15 protein-coding genes and 1 pseudogene are annotated in these 17,224 nt (G+C 70.6%); 8 read left to right on the top strand and 8 right to left on the bottom strand.

Going from position 1 to position 17,224, the window contains the following annotated elements; translation table 11 throughout:
- The first annotated feature begins 213 nt into the window (after positions 1 to 213).
- Both ACIQRW_RS16590 and ACIQRW_RS16585 read left to right on the top strand, forming a co-directional pair.
- Positions 214 to 2,007, top strand: coding sequence for an LCP family protein (locus tag ACIQRW_RS16590; protein WP_403760224.1), 1,794 nt, complete (start codon positions 214 to 216; stop codon positions 2,005 to 2,007).
- Positions 2,008 to 2,044: 37 nt separating this feature from the next.
- A complete protein-coding gene (locus ACIQRW_RS16585; protein WP_403760221.1) occupies positions 2,045 to 3,775 on the top strand; it encodes an LCP family protein in 1,731 nt (576 codons plus the stop codon).
- 81 nt (positions 3,776 to 3,856) lie between these two features.
- Here the strand turns inward: ACIQRW_RS16585 and ACIQRW_RS16580 are convergent, their stop codons facing one another.
- A complete protein-coding gene (locus tag ACIQRW_RS16580) occupies positions 3,857 to 4,885 on the bottom strand; it encodes a glycosyltransferase family 2 protein (RefSeq protein WP_403760218.1) in 1,029 nt (342 codons plus the stop codon).
- A gap of 333 nt (positions 4,886 to 5,218) precedes the next feature.
- Here ACIQRW_RS16580 and ACIQRW_RS16575 point away from each other — a divergent pair, with 333 nt between their 5' ends.
- Positions 5,219 to 6,601, top strand: coding sequence for an LCP family protein (locus tag ACIQRW_RS16575; RefSeq protein ID WP_403760326.1), 1,383 nt, complete (start codon positions 5,219 to 5,221; stop codon positions 6,599 to 6,601).
- Between the two features lie 165 nt (positions 6,602 to 6,766).
- Here the strand turns inward: ACIQRW_RS16575 and ACIQRW_RS16570 are convergent, their stop codons facing one another.
- Positions 6,767 to 7,315, bottom strand: coding sequence for an acyl-CoA thioesterase (locus ACIQRW_RS16570; RefSeq protein ID WP_364874419.1), 549 nt, complete (start codon positions 7,313 to 7,315; stop codon positions 6,767 to 6,769).
- Positions 7,316 to 7,432: 117 nt separating this feature from the next.
- On the opposite strand from ACIQRW_RS16570, the gene ACIQRW_RS16565 reads away from it, so the two are divergent.
- Complete coding sequence (locus ACIQRW_RS16565; RefSeq protein WP_403760215.1) at positions 7,433 to 8,758, top strand: LCP family protein; 1,326 nt, start codon at positions 7,433 to 7,435, stop codon at positions 8,756 to 8,758.
- A gap of 66 nt (positions 8,759 to 8,824) precedes the next feature.
- Here the strand turns inward: ACIQRW_RS16565 and ACIQRW_RS16560 are convergent, their stop codons facing one another.
- Together ACIQRW_RS16560 and ACIQRW_RS16555 are read right to left on the bottom strand one after the other, a co-directional pair.
- A complete protein-coding gene (locus tag ACIQRW_RS16560) occupies positions 8,825 to 9,871 on the bottom strand; it encodes a DUF5954 family protein (protein ID WP_403760212.1) in 1,047 nt (348 codons plus the stop codon).
- A gap of 149 nt (positions 9,872 to 10,020) precedes the next feature.
- Positions 10,021 to 10,189: pseudogene (locus ACIQRW_RS16555) on the bottom strand (DUF397 domain-containing protein).
- Between the two features lie 319 nt (positions 10,190 to 10,508).
- Between ACIQRW_RS16555 and ACIQRW_RS16550 the strand changes: the two are divergent.
- Positions 10,509 to 11,492: a helix-turn-helix domain-containing protein gene (locus ACIQRW_RS16550; RefSeq protein ID WP_403760210.1), complete on the top strand. Its 984-nt coding sequence runs from the start codon at positions 10,509 to 10,511 to the stop codon at positions 11,490 to 11,492.
- A gap of 79 nt (positions 11,493 to 11,571) precedes the next feature.
- Positions 11,572 to 12,864: an erythromycin esterase family protein gene (locus ACIQRW_RS16545; RefSeq protein ID WP_403760207.1), complete on the top strand. Its 1,293-nt coding sequence runs from the start codon at positions 11,572 to 11,574 to the stop codon at positions 12,862 to 12,864.
- A gap of 45 nt (positions 12,865 to 12,909) precedes the next feature.
- Here the strand turns inward: ACIQRW_RS16545 and ACIQRW_RS16540 are convergent, their stop codons facing one another.
- Positions 12,910 to 13,479, bottom strand: coding sequence for a TetR/AcrR family transcriptional regulator (locus ACIQRW_RS16540; RefSeq protein WP_403760204.1), 570 nt, complete (start codon positions 13,477 to 13,479; stop codon positions 12,910 to 12,912).
- A gap of 103 nt (positions 13,480 to 13,582) precedes the next feature.
- Here ACIQRW_RS16540 and ACIQRW_RS16535 point away from each other — a divergent pair, with 103 nt between their 5' ends.
- Positions 13,583 to 14,494 (top strand): alpha/beta hydrolase family protein, encoded by a 912-nt coding sequence (locus ACIQRW_RS16535; RefSeq protein WP_403760201.1) that lies wholly within the window; start codon positions 13,583 to 13,585, stop codon positions 14,492 to 14,494.
- 21 nt (positions 14,495 to 14,515) lie between these two features.
- On the opposite strand, the gene ACIQRW_RS16530 is transcribed toward ACIQRW_RS16535, so the two are convergent.
- Together ACIQRW_RS16530 and ACIQRW_RS16525 are read right to left on the bottom strand one after the other, a co-directional pair.
- The gene (locus ACIQRW_RS16530) at positions 14,516 to 15,343 is read right to left on the bottom strand and encodes a class I SAM-dependent methyltransferase (RefSeq protein ID WP_403760198.1); all 828 of its coding nucleotides are present in this window, start codon (positions 15,341 to 15,343) and stop codon (positions 14,516 to 14,518) included.
- On the bottom strand, positions 15,340 to 15,810 hold the full coding sequence (locus ACIQRW_RS16525; RefSeq protein WP_403760196.1) for a hypothetical protein: 471 nt from the start codon (positions 15,808 to 15,810) through the stop codon (positions 15,340 to 15,342). Before ACIQRW_RS16525 ends, ACIQRW_RS16530 begins: the two co-directional genes overlap by 4 nt.
- 156 nt (positions 15,811 to 15,966) lie before the next feature.
- On the opposite strand from ACIQRW_RS16525, the gene ACIQRW_RS16520 reads away from it, so the two are divergent.
- Positions 15,967 to 16,539: a dihydrofolate reductase family protein gene (locus tag ACIQRW_RS16520; protein WP_403760193.1), complete on the top strand. Its 573-nt coding sequence runs from the start codon at positions 15,967 to 15,969 to the stop codon at positions 16,537 to 16,539.
- 61 nt (positions 16,540 to 16,600) lie between these two features.
- Here the strand turns inward: ACIQRW_RS16520 and ACIQRW_RS16515 are convergent, their stop codons facing one another.
- Positions 16,601 to 17,125: an AAA family ATPase gene (locus ACIQRW_RS16515; protein ID WP_403760190.1), complete on the bottom strand. Its 525-nt coding sequence runs from the start codon at positions 17,123 to 17,125 to the stop codon at positions 16,601 to 16,603.
- Positions 17,126 to 17,224 lie beyond the last annotated feature (99 nt).

Genomic DNA, 17,224 nt, shown 5'->3' with positions numbered 1-17,224 from the left:
AGACATAGAACGCAATCGACGCCTAATGGGAAGAATGCCCGGTTGTAAGGGGCGTGGAATGTGTCACGCACGTCGCTCGACGCGGAATCGGCCGGATAGTGTGACGCGATCCGGTGCTTCCGGCCGTCAGGTCGTGCACTGCTGGAGCGAAGGAACGAGCGCCTTGCCGGGGGAGGGCGCCTCGCGTGGCACCGACGGAGGACGCAGGCAACCGTGGACGCGCACAGTCGTGGACGGGCGGACGATATCGACCCCGCCGACCAGTGGGTACTCAACCCGCACACCGGCAATTACGAATTGCGACTGGATCACTCCACTGGGGAGTCGAGCAGCCCTTCGCGTACGGCTACGGCCGAGGGAACCGGTCGCCGGGGCGACTCCCGGACCGGTTCGTCCCGCGAGGGGCGCGAGGGTTCGGGACGCCGCGGTGCCGGTTCGCGTGAGCGCGAGGGCGCCCCGGACGGGCCGCGCCGCGAGGTGCCCGGCCAGCGCAGCCGCCGCAGCTCCCAGGGGGGACGCGGGGCCGCCGAACCGCCCGCACCCGGCCGCCGGAAGCGCAAGCCCCAGAAGTCGCGCAAGAAGAAGGCGCTGCTGTGGACGGGCGGGGTCATGGCGTTCGTCGTGGTCGCCGGCTCGGCCGGAGCGTACGCCCTGTACCAGAAGCTCAACGGGAACATCGACGCCATCGACGTGGGCGACGCCGGCAGCAAGAACGTCGTCACCGACGGCCCGATGAACATCCTGATCATCGGCACCGACAAGCGCACCGGCAAGGGCAACGAGGGGTACGGCGACAAGGGCAGCGAGGGCCACGCCGACACCACCATCCTGTTCCACGTCTCCGAGGACCGGACCAACGCGACGGCGATGAGCATCCCGCGCGACCTGGTGACCGAGATCCCCGAGTGCGAGTCGAAGGACGCGGACGGCAACTCGACGGTCATCCCCGGCACCCCGAACGAACGCTTCAACACCAGCCTCGGCCAGAACGGCCGTAACCCCGGCTGCACCATGAAGACGGTCGAGAACATCACCGGGGTCAAGCCCCACCACTTCATGATGGTCGACTTCAACGCGGTCAAGGACCTGACGGCGGCGGTCGGCGGCGTCAAGGTCTGCATGGCGAAGCCGATCGACGACCCGAAGTCGCATCTGAAGCTGCCCGAGGGCGAGTCGAAGGTGCAGGGCGAGCAGGCGCTGGCCCTGCTGCGCACCCGGGACAGCTTCGGCAACCGGAGCGACCTCGACCGGATCAAGGTGCAGCAGCAGTTCCTCGGCTCCATGATCCGCGAGATGAAGTCGAGCGACACCCTGACCAACCCGAAGAAGCTGTACTCGCTGGCCGACGCCGCCACCAAGGCGCTGACGGTCGACACGGGCATCGGCAACGCGCAGAAGCTGATGACGCTGGCCGAGGAGATCGGCAAGGTCGACACGAAGAACATCAGCTTCCTCACGATGCCGGTCATAGACAACCCGGCCGAGCCGAAGCCCGTCACCGTGGTCGTGGACCCGGTCAAGGGCGAGCAGCTCTTCGCGATGATGCGCTCCGACACCTCGCTGACCGAGGTGAAGCAGAAGGAGAAGGCCGCCAAGGGCAAGCAGGCGGCCCTGCTCAAGGGTCCGAAGGCCGAGGCCGCCGACGTACGCGTGGACGTCCTCAACGGCGGTGAGATCCCCGGCGCGGCGGGCTCGACCGTCACCTGGCTCCAGAACGAGCAGGGGGTGCTGAAGTCCACCAACAAGGCCAACGCACCCGAGAAGATCAAGAAGACGACACTGGAGTACGCGCCCAACCAGGCCGATCAGGCCCGGGCGCTCGCCGAGATGATGGGGCTTCCCGCAACGGCCATGAAGCAGGGCACCACCGACGCCGAGGGACTTGAGGCGATGGTGCTCACGCTGGGGGCGGACTTCAAGGGCGCGGGCCAGCTCATCACCGGACCGACGAAGCCGCCGAAGGACATCGAGAAGGCAAGCGCCGACAAGGCGGTATGCGCCCAGTGACACCGGGTCACCGCGCCAGAGCGGAAATCTGAACAGCATGGGGGGTCCGGTGGGACGGAGCAGCACGCCCGGGGAGAGGACGCGGTCACGCGTCCGCCGCGCCGATCAACTCGGCTGGGACGGGAGCCCGCACGGGGGCGAAGGGCAGGGCGACGGCGACGGGCCGGGGGGCCGGGAAGAGCCAGGTGGCCGTGGGGCGCCGGAGGGCGGCCGTCGGGCGGCCAGAGCCCGGGACGGAAACGGCGGCGGCGCCCGGGCGCGCAGCAGCCGACGTGCGCCCAAGAGCGCCAAGCGGCGTGTGCTGCGCTGGAGCGCCTCCGTGCTCGCCGTGCTGATACTCGGCACCGGCGGCGCCGGTTATCTCTACTACGAGCACCTCAACGGCAACATCAAGAAAGAGGATCTGACCCTCGGCGACAAGCAGATGGCCGATCACAAGGCCAACGCCGCCGGGCAGACCCCGCTCAACATCCTGCTCATCGGTTCCGACGCCCGGGACTCCAAGGCCAACCAGAAGCTGGGCGGGGCGAAGGAGACCTTCGGCGCACCGCCGCTGGCCGATGTGCAGATGCTGCTCCACATCTCCGCGGACCGCAGCAACCTCTCCGTGATCAGCATGCCGCGCGACACCATGCTGAAGATGCCCAAGTGCACGGCCCCGGACGGCGAGGTCTTCCCCGCCAGCACCACGGACGTACAGACCAACCAGAGCCTGGGCCGCGGTGGTCCGGGGTGCACGGTGGCCACCTGGTACGAGCTGACCGGCATCAGGATCGACCACTTCATGATGATCGACTTCGCCGGTGTGGTCTCGATGGCCGACGCGATCGGCGGCGTCCCGGTCTGCGTCGACGCCAACATCAACTCCCGTGGCCAAGACGGCAAGGGCTCCGGGCTGAAGCTGGAGAAGGGCACCACCTACGTCAAGGGCGAGCAGGCCCTCCAGTGGCTGCGCACCCGGTACGGCTTCGAGGACAACACCGACCTGGGGCGGGCGAAGGCCCAGCACCAGTACATGAACGCGATGGTCCGCCAACTGCGCAAGGGCACCAAACTCACCGACCCGGCGAAGCTGATGAACCTCGCCGAGGCGGCCACCGAGGCGCTGACGGTCGACAAGGGCCTCGACACGGTCAAGAAGCTCTACGACCTGGCCGAGGAGTTCAAGAAGGTCCCCACGAAGCGCATCACGATGTCGACCATGCCCAACGTGTACGGCACCGGCACGAACAACGGCCGGGTCTACCCGAAGGCGGGCGACGCGGAGCAGCTGTTCCGGATGGTCCGCGACGACGTCCCGCTGGACGGCAAGGCCTCCAAGCGGAAGAAGCCTGAGGCCGCGAAGGACCCGTCGGCGCCGGTCGGCGAGATCGCGGTCGCCGTGCGGAACGGGACCGCCACGGACGCGCTCGGGCCCGCCTCGGGGCGCGCCGGTGACGTGATGGAGCAGCTGAAGGACGCGGGCTTCGTGAAGGCCACCGTCGACCCGGGCAACGTGACCGGGGCGGCACGGACGGCGATCCTGTATCCGAGCGCGGATCTGGAGGGCGACGCGCAGGCGGTCGCCAAGGCGCTCGGGGTTCCGCTGTCGCAGGTGAAGAAGTCCACGGACGTCTCGGGGATCTCGCTCGCCGTGGGCGCGGACTGGCGCGAGGACGGGGCCTACCCGGTGTCGAAGGGCAAGGAGAAGACCCCGGAGTCGGCGGGCGCCCTCAACGGCGACGACGACAAGGCCTGCATGAAGGTGAACCCGAACTACACCTGGTGACGCCGTAACGACACGTGTACGCGAAGGGCCCCTAGAAACCGCCGAGCGGTGGGGCCCTTCGTACGCGTCGGGCTACCGGTGTCAGACGGTCTCGCTGCTGCCGTTCATCGCCGGGCGGCGGCTCGCGATGACCCGCTTGGCCAGGGACCGGGGGCTGGTGAGGAAGCCGAAGCCCCAGCACATGTGCATCGTCGCCAGCGCCACCGGGATCTGTGCGCGGGCCTTCAGCGGGAGTCCCTTGCCCGCGGGCAGCGACCCGGCGACGATCGCGGCCACGTAACCGCCGGGGACGATCAGGGCCCATGGGGTGACGGCCGCGCCCAGGACCAGACCCGCCGCGATGGCGACGACGGCGGTCGGCGGAGCCAGGTAGCGGAGGTTGATCGAGCCGGAGTGATAGCGGGCGACGACGTGACGCCAGCGGCCGTAGTCCTTGTACTGCTTGGCGAGCGCCTTCACCGTGGGGCGCGGGCGGTACTGGACCTTCAGCTCGGGCGAGAACCAGATGAGCCCGCCGGCCTCGCGGATGCGGAAGTTCAGCTCCCAGTCCTGGGCGCGGATGAACTCGACGTTGTAGCCGTCGGCCCGCTCCAGGGCCTCGCGGCGGAAGACGCCCAGGTAGACGGTCTCGGCCGGGCCCGCCTGGCCACCGGTGTGGAAGGCGGCGTTGCCGACGCCGATCTTGGAGGTCATCGCGGCGGCGACGGCGTCCTCCCAGGCGTTCTCGCCCTCGGCGTGCATGATGCCGCCGACGTTCTGCGCGCCCGTCTCCTCCAGGAGGCGGACGGCGGTCGCGATGTAGTTCGGCGAGAGCATGCCGTGGCCGTCGACCCGTACGACGACGGGGTGGCGGGAGGCCTTGATCGCCGCGTTGAGGGCGGCGGGGGTGCGGCCGGTGGGGTTGGGCACGGTGTGGACCCGGGGGTCCTCGGCGACCAGCTCGGCGGCGATCTCGTCCGTACGGTCGGCGGAGGGGCCGAGCGCGATCACGATCTCCATCTCACCGGGGTACTCCTGCTCCAGGATGTGCCGGACCGAGTTCCTGAGATGACGTTCCTCGTTGAGCACCGGCATGATCACGGAGACGGCGGGGTACTGCGCGGCAGACATGTGGTCCTCGGGTGGTCCTCGGGGGCGCCGGGGGTGCCGCGCCGCGGGAGGCGGGCGCCCCGGGAGGTGGCGTTATTCGGCCGCCACGTTACCGCGAATGGGGGATACCGGTGCGCGCCGCCGGGTCACGGGCCGGGGCGGAGATCGTATGGGCCTACCGTGCGATGGTCCCCTTGCACCGCAGAGGTGTCTCCCTTGCGCCCCGGAGGTGTCTCCCCCGTGCCCGCACCGCAGCGACCGCCGCACCCCCGCACCACTCCCCCGCGCCGCCGCCCGCCCCAGGGCACCCAGCCGGTTCGCCGCCGCAAGCAGGACGAGCGGCCGCGCTGGGGCATGCGGGTGGCCACGGGCCTGTCGGTGCTGGTGCTGGGGGCCGGCGGGATCGGGCACGCCGTGGTGAGCAGCCTGGAGAGCGGGATCGGCCGGGTCGATCCGTTCAAGGACATGAAGAACCGCCCCCAGGGGGGCCACGGCACGAATCTGCTGCTCGTCGGCACCGACGGCCGGGACACGATCACCAAGGCCGAGAAGAAGAAGTACAAGCTCGGCGGTGCGCCCTGCCACTGCACCGACACGATCATGCTGGTCCATCTTTCGGCCGACCGGCAGCGGGCGAGCGTCGTGAGCCTCCCCCGGGACAGTTACGCCGAGATGCCCGCCCACACCGACCGCACCACGGGCAAGCGCCACGAGAGCCACCCGGTGAAGCTGAACGCCGCGTACGCGGAGGGCGGGCCCACGCTGACCGTGCGGACGGTCGAGAACATGACCAAGGTCAAGATCGACCACTATCTGGAGGTCGACTTCACCAGCTTCATGAAGACGGTCGACGCGGTGGGCGGGGTGAAGATCTGTACGGCGCGGCCGATGAAGGACTCGTACACCGGGCTGGACCTCCGCGCGGGCACCCATGAGCTGGACGGCGGCCAGGCGCTCCAGTACGTGCGCTCACGCCACGTGGACGTGGCCTCCGACCTCGGCCGGATGGAACGCCAGCAGAAGTTCTTGGCGGCGCTGATCAAGCAGGCGACGAGCAGCGGGGTGCTGCTGAACCCGGTGAAGTTCCAGCAGGTCTCCGCCTCGGCGCTCGGTTCGGTCCGGGCCGACGAGGGCTTCGGTACGGAGCAGATGCTGGCGCTCGGCAAGGCGATGAAGGACTTCGGGCCGGCCTCGTCGGAGTTCGCCTCCGTGCCCATCGGCAATCCCAGTTTCCCGGTCGAGGGCATCGGCTCGACGGTGCAGTGGGACGCGAAGAAGGCGAAGAAGCTGTTCCAGGCCCTGCGCGACGACAAGCCGCTGGCCCCGTCGAAGCCGGAGCCCGCGGCCGGTCCGAAGAAGCCTCCGGCCACGCTCGTGGACGTGGCGCCGAAGGAGATCCGGGTGCAGGTCTACAACGGGACCCCGAAGGCCGGTCTCGGCCGGACGGTGGACGAGGCGCTGCGCGCGACCGGCTTCACCACCACCGAGGCTCCGCTCAACGGGGAGGTGCGGGAGCTGAAGCGGACGGTCGTGGAGTACGACCCGCGCTGGGACCGGTCGGCGAAGTCCCTGGCCACGGCGCTGCCCGGGAGTGAGCTGAAGGCGGTGAAGGGCCAGGGCCCGCAGCTGAAGGTGACGGTGGGCTCGGACTTCACGAAGGTGCAGCGGGTGAAGGCGGAGAACCGGGAGGCGGGCGAGTTCTCCACGGTGACGGGCGACGAGGTGGTCTGCCCGTAGCCCGGTGGCCGCGAATCGGAGGCCGCGACTCGGTGGCCGTGGCTCGGAAGCCGTACGGGGTGGCTCGGTCGTCGCCGGTGACCGTACCGGGCCGGGTGGCTCGGACGTCGCCGGTGACCGTACCGGGCCGGGTGGCTCGGACGTCGCCGGTGACCGTACGGGTGCTCAGTCGTCGATGCCGTCGGCGGCGCGCTTCTCGCGGAGCTCCTTGATCGCGCGGCGGCGGGCGAGCCGGTGGGTGCGCCGGATCTGCGCCTCCTGGTAGCGCCGGTTGTCGCGCTCGGTCTCGGGGATCACCGGGGGTACGCTGCGCGGCTTGCCGTCCCCGTCCACGGCGGCGAAGACCAGATAGGCGCTGCCGACCTGCTGGGCGGGGGTCGACTCGTTCCAGCGTTCGGCCATCACCCGGACGCCGACCTCCATCGAGGAGCGGCCGGTCCAGTTGACCTGTGCGCGTACGTGAACGAGGTCACCGACCCTGACCGGCTCCAGGAAGACCATCTCGTCCATCGATGCGGTCACCGCGGGTCCGCCGGAGTGCCGGCCGGCCACCGCGCCGGCGGCGTCGTCGACCAGTTTCATGATCACGCCACCGTGCACCGTGCCGAGGAGGTTGGTGTCGCTGCCGGTCATGATGTGGCTGAGGGTGGTCCGGGACGCCGCGGTCGGCTTGCCCGGAATCTCGCCCTCCGGGCGGGTGGCCTGATCTGTCATACAGTCCACCTTATGCGGGGGCCCGCGTCCCGCAGAATGCATCAGGTTCGCAACAGCCCTGGTGCGATTTCCCTTACACCCTGTAATAGCTGTGGGCCGGGACGGCACACTGTTCGGATGAACGATTGGCCCGATCGACGGACCGGCGACCGCAGCGAGCGCTACGGGCGGGGCAGTGCCAACCCCCAGCCCGAGAGTGCGCGGGCTATGCCGCACATCCAGCGCCGCCCCGCCCCGCAGGGGCCGTCGGCGCCGCCGCAGAGGCCCCAGGTGCCGCAGCAGGGTCAGGGATACGACGACCGCTACCAGGACGGCGGCTACGGCAACAGCCCCGACCCCGGGTACGACAGCGGCTACAACACGGGCCAGGTCTACGGCTCGGGTGGCGGCGGATCCGACGGCCGGGGCGGCGGAGGCGGTCGCCGCGGCGGCGGTGACGGGGGTTACGTCCACGGCCGCCCGGCCCCGGACTGGCGCCGCCGGATCAAGCTCGGCGCGCTGACCCTGGTGGTCGTGGTGCTCGCGGTCTCGATCTCGACGTACTTCTGGGCCGACTCGAAGCTGAAGCGCGAGGTCGACCTCGCCAAGGTCATCGAGCGCCCGGAGTCCGGCGACGGCACGAACTACCTGATCGTCGGGTCGGACAGCCGTGAGGGCATGTCGGCCGAGGAGAAGAAGCGGCTGCGCACCGGTTCCGCGGAGGGCAAGCGGACCGACTCGATGATGATCCTGCACGACGGCTCCAACGGCCCGACGCTGATCTCGCTGCCGCGCGACTCCAACGTCGAGATCCCGTCCTTCGTGGGGTCCGAGTCCGGGAAGAAGTTCCAGGGCACCGGCCGGCAGGTGAAGCTGAACGCCGCCTACGCCGAGGACGGCCCCGAACTCCTCGTCCGTACGGTCGAGTTCAACACCGGGCTGCACATCGACCACTACGTCGAGATCGGCTTCGGCGGCTTCGCGAAGATCGTGGACGCGATCGGCGGGGTCGAGCTGGACATTCCGAAGGCCTTCAAGGACAAGAAGTCCGGCGCCGACTTCCAGGCCGGCAAGCAGACGCTGAACGGCGAGCAGTCCCTGGCCTTCGTCCGTACGCGGTACGCGTTCGCGGGCAGCGACCTGGACCGTACGAAGAACCAGCAGAAGTTCCTCGCGGCGCTGGCGAGCCAGACGGCGACCCCGTCCACGATCATCAACCCGTTCAAGCTGTACCCGACGATGGGCGCGGGCCTGGACACGCTGATCGTGGACAAGGACATGTCGCTCTGGGCGCTGGGCAACATGTTCTTCGCGATGAAGGGCGTCACCGGCGGCGAGGGCACGTCGATGAACATCCCGATCTCGGGCAGCACCAACGGCAACCTGGTCTGGGACAAGGCCAAGGTGAAGCAGCTGGTGGAGCAGCTGAACAACGACGAGAAGGTCACGGTCAAGGGCAACTGAGGCCGCGAACAGAGCCGTTGAGGGGCGCCGGGCTGTTGCCCGGCGCCCTTCCGTCTGCCGGGGTCGCTACGTGCCGTAGGTGATGTTCCCCTTCTCGTCCATGAGGGGGTGGATCTGGGAGGGGCCGTAGTCGTCCACGTCGGACGGGCGCGACTTCTCCGGCCCGTCCGGACCGATCCGCATCATGCGCTCGACCCGGACGACCTCGAACCGCTTTCCCCGCACGATGAGTTCGTTGGCCCTGCGACGCGCCATGAACTTCTTCGCGGCCCGTTCGTTTACGGCCGCCTCCTTCTCGTCCACCTTCATCCAGGCGGGCAGCTCCGGCATGTCCGGAAGGTCCGGCAGTTGGGGAACGGGCCGGGTGAGGTGGTGGACGAGGGCGCGGCGGGCGCCCTGCGGGGTCGAGTACTGTCCGGTCACCATCGACCAGGTCAACTCCTTCCGCTCCACCACCCGGAACGTCGTCGGGAGGAGCACGACCCCGGGGTGGGTGGTCAACGCCCGCCGGGAGTCGGCCCGTACGTCATCGGGGAAGCGGGCGGCGGTGTAGGAGAGCCCCAGCAGCCCGGCCCGGTCGATCCCCTCGGTCAGCCCGACGGCGGCCGCGTGGTCGACCACGAAGCCCTCGGTGCGGCAGGGGTCGGGTGCGTCCAGGTCCCAGCTGTCGTCGTCCGGGTCGGTAGCCCGGGGCGGCTCCAGACGGTCGCCACCGATCCGGGCGAACTCGTCGGCGCGCACGACCCGGTAGCGGATGCCGTCCGCCGACACCTCGTCGGTCGCCTCGACCTCCAGCCGCGCCACGGCGTCCAGCAGGGACCTCCGCACCGCCGGGTCCTCGGTGTCGTCCCTCGCCCTGAACCACAGCAGCGAGTTGAGCTCGTCCCGGGCCATCTGCGGGAAGCCGCAGTCCAGTTCACCCAGCAGCCGCCAGCGCGGCCGGTCGCCGCGCCGCTGCTCGGCAAGCCCGAACAGGGGCCCCCGGACCACGATGTTCGGGTACTTGCGGACCGAGGCGAACGCGTCCGCCTCGGTGACCTCGGAGACCGGGTCGTCGTGACGGGTGACGTTGATCGTGAGGTGGTCCGGCGATTTCTCCGGGTGAGCGTTCATGTACTCAGTGTGCCGAAGGGGGGTGTCGGTGTCAGGGTTTCCGCCGCAAAGGGTCCCCGTCGACCGGAGTTGGCGCCGACGCCGACGAGCGCGCCCGACCGCCCGTGGGGGCCGAGCGCGCTCGGAGCGTGCGGGGTGGTGGGTGTGCTTCAGCTGCCGGATTCCGAACCGGAGGCGTACGGGACGAAGTCGGCCCAGGCGGCGGAGGTGAAGCCGAGCTGCGGCCCGGCGAGGCCCTTGGAGTCACGGGACGTGGACGGCGCTGGGGGCGGCGGCTACCCGGGCCGAGTGACGGATCCCCGGAGATCCACCCGAAATCGCTGCTCACACCGGGTCGTGGCGCGCCACGATCCGGTGGAGGCCGACCGGGTCGTGGCCCACCGCGACCCGGTGGGCCACGACGTCAACTACCTAAAGAACCAAGAGAAAATACCCAACCCCACCCCACCTGATCCCGGTGGTCAACTGCGGGACGGTCCGGTCACCCACATGGGTGAGATGCGCCAACTGGGCTGGATTTCGGACGGGTTGGCAGGCATATGCTCGCGCTGACACACAACCCCAGACATGAGACGGCCCCCGCCGGGACGGCAATCCCGAGCGAGGACCTGACCACCAAGGAAGGCGAATCTTCCCGATGGATACCCAGCACGATATCGCTCTCACCCGCGCCCTGGCAGAGGTTCCCGGACCACTGCCGCTCTCCGGCGTCATCCACGTCACGATCCCGCACACGATCCGCTTCACGGTCGTCGGCAACCACCTCGCGCAGCACGCCGAGCTCTCCCTCACCGCGATCGGGATCGCCGTACACATCCAGTCACTGCCCGCCGGGTCCCAGGTCAGCATCAAGGCGCTCGCGGCCCGCTTCGCCGAGGGCGAGACGACGATCGCCGCCGCCCTGCGCGAGCTGGAGACCCACGGCTATCTGCACCGGACCCGCGAAAGGCTGCCGAACGGCCGGATGATCACCCGGACGGTGTTCTGCAACCAGCCGGGGGCGTTGCTGATGGGCGGGGCAGTGGTGCCGGTAGCGGTGGCGGTGCCGGTAGCGGTGGCGCCGGTGCCGGTGGTGACGCCCGTGGTGCCCGCACCCTTGCCCGCGCCTGCGCCTGCGCCTGTGCCCCTGCCCGCGCCCGAGCCCACCCCCGTACCGGAGGAAGCGCCCCCGCCGGTCCGCGTACCATCGCGCATCGCGCCCAAGCCGCCGCGCCGGCCGCTCCCGCAGCCCCGCGAGCTCACCCAGGAGCTGCACCGGGCCGCCTCCGCGCTCCTCGCCGACCTTCGGCGTCACGCGCCGGAGCTCGTGCTCTCCGAGGACGATGTCGAGGAGCTGGTGCCCGGTGCGGCTGCCTGGCTGGAGCGGGGCGCGCACCCCGACGCCATCCGTCACGCTCTGACGACCGAGCTTCCGCAGCCGCCCAAGTACCCGGCGAAGATCGTCAGACACCGCCTCACCGTGCTCCTGCCACCGCCGCTCCCCGGCGCCCAGGAGCTGGCCCCGGTCCGCAGGACGCCCGTCACCCCCTTCCAGACCTGCGAGGGCTGTGACCGCGCCTTCCGCTCCCCGGCCCCGGGCCACTGCCGCGACTGCCGGGCCCAGTACTGGGAGGCGGCATAGGCGTAGCGAGGCGTAGCGAGACGTAGCGACCTGCGAATGGGCTTGACCTCAACCGGAGTTGAGGCTCGAAGGTGACGCCATGACGATCTCGACGGAACAGCAAGCGGCGGTCCGGAGCTGGATCAGGGAGACGGCGCACTCCCTGACCACCGTGGACGCGTCGGAACCACTGGACGACCTACGGCCGCTGCTCGGCATGGTCCCCGAGCGGACGGTCGTGGTGGGCTACGGCGCCGGGACGTGCGGCGCACACCAGGTTGCCGCCCTCCAGACGCGCATGGCCCGTCTGCTGGTCGACGAGGCGGGCTTCCGAACAGTCGCCCTCGACCAGGACTGGACGCTCGCCGCCCGGCTCGACACCCACATCCGCACCGGGGCCGGGGACCCCGTGGCACTGCTGGAGGCGGCCGAGCCGTTCTGCCGCACCGAGGAGATCCTCACCCTCCTCCGGTGGATGCGTGCCTTCAACGAGTCGCACCCGGATGATCCGGTCCGCTTGATCGGGGTCAGCCCTCATGAGACGGGGGCGTCGACGTACGACACGGTGGCCGACTACGTGCGCGGGACCGCACCCGGGCTGGTGGACGAACTGGAGCGGTACTACGCGAACCTCCGCCCCCCGGGTGACGTGTCCGCGCACACAAGCCGATTCCGGGCGCTGCCCGACAGACGGCCCTGGCGCGACCGCGCACAGGCGGCGCACGACCTGGTGGCGGGAGCGCCGGTCCATGACGGATATGCGTGGGCACTCCACAACGCGCGGCTGATCGTCCAGTACTACGAGCTCCACGACCACGACGACGATCCGCTGGACCCGCACAACATGGCCTGCTACGAGCAGTTCTTCGCCGAGAACGTCCTGTGGTGGCAACGGCACACCGGCCACAGGATGCTGTTCTGGTCCTCCAGCTCCCACACCGCCGACGCGCGCACCAGGGTCGTCAGCTTTCCGCCGGACCCGGCCTCTCCGTCCCGTAACGCGGGAAGCCACCTGCGCGAGCACCTCGGCACACGGTATCTGTCGATCGGCCTCACCTTCGGCGCGGGTGAACTGGCCACCTACACCGCCGCCCCGGCCTTCCGGGTGCCCGGCCCCGTACCACCGTTGATGGAGTCGGTACTGGACGACGAGACCACGGGCGACTACCTGCTGGACCTCCGCGCGGAGGCTCCGCGGGAGGTCGCCGACTGGCTCACCCGGACCGCCGAGTCGCGGCTCATCGGACCACGCCACGACCCTCGACGCGACACCGATCACCACATGACGGGCGGCTCCCCGGGCGAGTGGTTCGACGTACTCGTCCATCTACGGCAGGTGACTCCGGCGCGCCCCCTCCACCAGGTGAACCCTCCGGCGAAGAAGCAACCGTGACGCGTGCCGGCCGTCACGCCCCCGGCGCGCGGCCGGGTCCTGCCGCTACGCCTGGCGACGGCATCCGGCGAGGAGGGTCGCGACCATGCGCCCGGCGTCGGCCTGGTCGTAGTCGGGGCCGGTGATGCAGAGGTTTCCGATGGCGCGCATGAGCGTGTAGGCGGTGACGTCCGGGCCGATCTCGCCGGCGGCGACGCAGGCGTCGAGCAGCGTCGCACAGGCCGGGACCAAGGTGTCGAGCATGAGGGCGTGAAGGTTCTCCAGCCCTGGATCACCGGACCCCAGGGCGGCGCCGAGGCCGTGCTTCGTCACCAGGAACTCCACGAACGCGTCCGTCCAGCAGGTCAGGGCGGTGAACGGGGAGGCCGATTCCTCCAGGAGCCGGGGCGCGAGTGCGGCGCAGGTGTCGATCTGGTGCCGGTAGACGGCGGTGACGAGGTCCGCCCGGGTCGGGAAGTTCCGGTAGATCGTGCCGACGCCGACCCCGGCTCGTTCGGCGATGTCGCGGACGGGGGCCTGGACACCCTGCTCCACGAAGACCGCCGACGCGGCCGCCAGCACGCCGTCGCGGGTGCGCTGTGCCTGCGCCTGGCGTACTCCGACCGATTCCGGCACGAGGCCCTCCCTTTGCTCGCGGAACAATGTTCCGCTAAATTGGCGGAACGACGCTCCGCCAAAGTATGGCAGAGCGGTCCCATGGAGAAAGCGCAGGTCCACCATGCCTTCCAGCCACCTCGACCGGCGGATCGTCGCGGTCAAGCCCATCTCCGTTCCCGCGCCCGGCCGCAGCGGCGATCTCCAGGTGAAGGTCACCGCCCCGCTGTCGGGCCAGAACCTTCCCGTCATCGTGTTCTCCCACGGCAACGGATGGTCCCTGGACGGATACGAACCCCTCGTCGACCGGTGGGCGGCCGCCGGATTCATCGTCGTACAGCCCACCCACCTGGACTCCCGCCGCAACGGCATCGGGTGGGACGACCCGCGCTTCGCCACCATCTGGCGCGTCCGGATCGCCGACCTCCACGCGGTCCTCGACGGCCTCGGCGACATCCTTGTCCGGGCCGGCGGCCTGGAGACCCGCGTCGACCATGAGCGCGTCGCGGTCGTCGGCCACTCCTGGGGCGCCCAGACGGCCGGCGCGATCCTCGGCGCGCGTGTACTGGACGCCGACGGCGTTCCCGGAGAAGACTTCTCCCACCCCGCCGTCTCGGCCGGCGCGCTGATCGCGGCGACCGGAACCGGCGACACACTCACCCCGTTCGCGGCCGAACACCTTCCGTTCATGAGGCCGGACTACTCCACCATGACCACCCCGGCCCTGGTCATAGCGGGCGGCAAGGACCAGTCCCAGCTCTCGACCCGGGGGCCGGAGTGGTTCACCGACGCCTACCACCTCAGCCCGTCCCCGAAGAGCCTGCTCACCATCGCCGAGGGCGAGCACACCCTGGGCGGCCTCGCCGGCGAGATGGCCGCCGAGACCACCGACGAGGACCCCGTCCGCGTCGCCCTCGTCGCCGACGCGATCTCCGCCTACCTCCGCGACGCCCTCAAGCTCGACGACGCCGCGTGGGCCGCCCTCGACGACTCCGCAGAGGTTGGCGACGGCACGTGGAGCATCGTCGGCAAGTGAACCCGTACGCGGCACCTGCTCCTACGCTCTCCCGCGTGCCAGCAACGCGGCGTGCGGCAGCGCCAACAGGCCGTCCCCCGCACGGAATTCGGCGCACAGTTCGTCGTACGCCTGCCGGGCGGCCGCCAGCCCCTCCGCGCCCCCGCTGTTGAGGACCTGGCCGATCGCGCCGATCCCTCGTTCCGCCCCCGCCCACCAGGTGTCGGGGTCACAGCGGTGCTCCCACGCGACCTCGGAGCACTCAGCGCCGAGAAGCCCGGCCCCGTCGAGGAGGGCGGCGAGCCCTTCGGGCGTACGGGGGAAGTCGTCCTCGGGGGCGAGCGCGGGGAGCCAGTCGGGGCGGGTGAGCCCGGCCGCCTGCACCGCGCGGCCGATCAGTGCCTGGCCGGGGGCTCCGGGCGACCGCCAGATGGTGACCGCGACCCGGCCGCCGGGCCGGGCGATCCGGCGCAGCTCGGCCAGCGCCTCGCGCGGGCGGCCCACGTGGTTGAGGACGAAGTTGCCGACGACCGCGTCGAACGTGTCTTCCGCATAGGGAAGTTCGGGCAACCGGGCCGTGCGCACCACGGCTTCCGGGACCGCCCTTCGGGTCGCCCCCACCATGCCGGGCTCGGCGTCGACAGCGTGCACCGTCGCACCGCGCCCGGCAGCGAGGGCGCTGACGGTGCCGCTGCCGCAGCCCACGTCGAGGACGCGGCTGCCGGGCCCTGCCCCGGCGGCGTCGAGGAGGGCCGCCGCCGGGTGGGCGCAGAGCCGGGCGCAGGTGTGGGCGTACGCCTCGGCCTTGCCGGACCAGATGCGCCGTTCGGCGTGGTCGAAGGGGGTGGCCACCTCGGTCGCATCCGTCACGACACGATCCCCTTCGGTTCGAGTTCGGCGAAGTCCTCGTGGAGGGCGTCGAGATGGCGGCCGGTCGGTGCGCCGGCCGGGGTCAGCTCCGCCAGCCGCCAGCCCGGCAACTGCGCCTCGACCTCCGCCGGGAGCGACCCGTCCGCCGGGTCCGCCAGCGCGTACAGCACGCCGAACGCGGTCTCCCTGGCGACCTCGCGGGCCAGTGCGCCGAGGTCCTCGGGGGTGAGCCCGGCCGCGAGGGCCCGGTCGACGGCGTCGGCCGCCGCCCCGTCGCTGCGGTAGGCGTCGACCCACTGCGGGGCCGCCGTGCCCCAGGCGTCGACGTCCTGCCACACCGTCCGCAGGAGGCGGTAGCGGGCGAGCTGCGGCAGCCCCTCCTCCGCCTCGGACTCGGCCCAGTCGCGGGCGTCGTCATCCGCCCCCAGGGCGCTGAAGAGGGCGGTCAGCCTGTCGAGTTCGGTCATGGGGAGGGAGGCTACCGGCCGGGTCCGGGGGCGGTCGGGGGTGGTGAGCGGTGCGGACCGATGAGTTTTCGCGGGGTGCGCGGTCTGTACTTCCGTAAGACTGAGAGGCGAGGCGGGCACCGACCGGATCCCGCCCCGACACAGCCAGGAGACCTGATGCGCACCCTGATCAGCACCGCCTTCGTTTCGCTCGACGGCGTCATGGAGGCCCCGGGCGGCGAGCCCGGCTACCGGAACTCGGGGTGGACGTTCAAGGACATGGAGTTCCTGCCGGAGGCGTACGAGCTCAAGAGCCGGGAACAGGACGAGGCCACGGCCCTGCTGCTGGGCCGGGCCAGCTACGAGGCGTTCAGCCCGGTGTGGCCGGGCATGGAGGAGTTCACGGGGTACAAGGCGATGCCGAAGTACGTCGTCTCCACCAAGCTGACCGACGGCGACCTGGTGTCCGACTGGGGCGAGACCACGATCCTGCGGTCGCTCGACGAGGTCGCCGCCCTGAAGGAGACCGAGGGCGGACCGATCATCGTCCACGGCAGCACCGAGCTGAACCGGAACCTCGCGGACGCCGACCTGATCGACCGGTACCACCTGCTCGTCTTCCCGCTCCTGCTGGGCGCGGGCAAGCGCCTGTTCAGCGACACGGACAAGGACGCCCAGAAGCTGAAGCTGGTCGAGCACGAGGCGTACGCCAACGGCATTCAGAAGAACGTCTTCGAGGTCGTCCGCTGACACGCCCGGACGGGGCGCCCCAGGGCCCTGCCTGACCGGCGCCCCGCCCCTGCCCGACCGGTCAGCCGGCGCGCACCCCGTGCAGGACGGTCCGCGCCACCTCGGCGGGCACGACACCCGTCGTGTCGACCACCCGAGCCTCCCGGCGGAGCCACGACAGGGCCCGCTCGTAGTCGGTCAGATGGTCCAGCCGCCACTGCCGGGCGCCGGCGCTCTCGGGTTGGCTGTCGGTCTCGATACGCTCGACGAGCGTGTCCCGGTCCGTGTGCAGCAGGACGTGGTGCACGGGGATACCGGCCCGCGTCAGACCGTCGTGGATCTCCTGCCAGTACGACTCGACCAGAACCGTCTGCGTGACCACCAGCGTTCCGCCCACGTGGTCGAGCACCTGCCGCGCGGTCTCCACCACCAGGCCCCGCCAGGGCGGGAAGTCCTGGAAGTCCTTCTCCGGCACGCCGAGCACATGACAGAGCATCTCGCCGACCTTCTCGGTGTCGAACAGCCGGGAGTCCGGGAGGAGCGAGGTCATCTCCTTCGCGGTGGTGGTCTTGCCCGCGCCGAAGGTTCCGTTCAGCCAGATGATCATCGCTCCACCCTAGGGGCGGCCGAACTCCCTGGGCTCGGAGCACCCGTTCCCCGTAGGTTCGGACACACCCGTCGTGAGGGCGGGCCCGGACCTACGCCT

This window comes from Streptomyces sp. NPDC091287 (genome assembly GCF_044768525.1).
Taxonomy (GTDB): domain Bacteria; phylum Actinomycetota; class Actinomycetes; order Streptomycetales; family Streptomycetaceae; genus Streptomyces.
This window is presented reverse-complemented; position numbering and strand designations above follow the sequence as displayed.

Bases quoted from the DNA above. Each gene is read 5' to 3' on its own strand.
- ACIQRW_RS16520 (WP_403760193.1), top strand. From the start codon at position 15,967: ATGCGCACCCTGATCAGCACCGCCTTCGTTTCGCTCGACGGCGTCATG.
- ACIQRW_RS16545 (WP_403760207.1), top strand. From the start codon at position 11,572: ATGACGATCTCGACGGAACAGCAAGCGGCGGTCCGGAGCTGGATCAGG.
- ACIQRW_RS16580 (WP_403760218.1), bottom strand. From the start codon at position 4,885: ATGTCTGCCGCGCAGTACCCCGCCGTCTCCGTGATCATGCCGGTGCTC.
- ACIQRW_RS16585 (WP_403760221.1), top strand. From the start codon at position 2,045: ATGGGGGGTCCGGTGGGACGGAGCAGCACGCCCGGGGAGAGGACGCGG.
- ACIQRW_RS16575 (WP_403760326.1), top strand. From the start codon at position 5,219: ATGCGGGTGGCCACGGGCCTGTCGGTGCTGGTGCTGGGGGCCGGCGGG.
- ACIQRW_RS16570 (WP_364874419.1), bottom strand. From the start codon at position 7,315: ATGACAGATCAGGCCACCCGCCCGGAGGGCGAGATTCCGGGCAAGCCG.
- ACIQRW_RS16525 (WP_403760196.1), bottom strand. From the start codon at position 15,810: ATGACCGAACTCGACAGGCTGACCGCCCTCTTCAGCGCCCTGGGGGCG.
- ACIQRW_RS16565 (WP_403760215.1), top strand. From the start codon at position 7,433: ATGAACGATTGGCCCGATCGACGGACCGGCGACCGCAGCGAGCGCTAC.
- ACIQRW_RS16550 (WP_403760210.1), top strand. From the start codon at position 10,509: ATGGATACCCAGCACGATATCGCTCTCACCCGCGCCCTGGCAGAGGTT.
- ACIQRW_RS16560 (WP_403760212.1), bottom strand. From the start codon at position 9,871: ATGAACGCTCACCCGGAGAAATCGCCGGACCACCTCACGATCAACGTC.
- ACIQRW_RS16535 (WP_403760201.1), top strand. From the start codon at position 13,583: ATGCCTTCCAGCCACCTCGACCGGCGGATCGTCGCGGTCAAGCCCATC.
- ACIQRW_RS16515 (WP_403760190.1), bottom strand. From the start codon at position 17,125: ATGATCATCTGGCTGAACGGAACCTTCGGCGCGGGCAAGACCACCACC.